Raw genomic sequence first — 288 nt, 5'->3', positions numbered from 1 at the left:
CTTGAGCTGGTCACAAACGGATAAGTACCATGATCGATATCAAGCAATGTACCTTGTGCGCCTTCGAACATCAGGTTCTTGCCAGCCAGTCGCAATTGATTGAGGTCTTCAGTTACATCAGTAACCATGCCTTTGATTTCTACTTTCCACTCTTGGCAAAGCTTAAATGTTTCATCAAAATCAATCGCGTCAACTTTATAATACTGGGTCAGTTGGAAGTTATGATATTCGATTAAGTTACGTAGTTTTTCTTCTAAATCATCACGGAATAAATCAGCAAGCTTGATC

Annotated in this window: 1 protein-coding gene; it reads right to left on the bottom strand. The window is 39.2% G+C overall.

The features are described from left to right. On the bottom strand, positions 1–288 hold a 288-nt coding region (locus AAEZ06_RS27045; RefSeq protein ID WP_350617150.1), incomplete at both ends, for an adenylosuccinate synthetase.

The sequence above is a fragment of the Pseudomonas sp. HY7a-MNA-CIBAN-0227 genome (assembly GCF_040310325.1).
Lineage (GTDB): Bacteria > Pseudomonadota > Gammaproteobacteria > Pseudomonadales > Pseudomonadaceae > Aquipseudomonas.
Note: the sequence above shows the minus strand (reverse complement) of the source record. Positions and strands in the feature narration are given on the sequence as shown.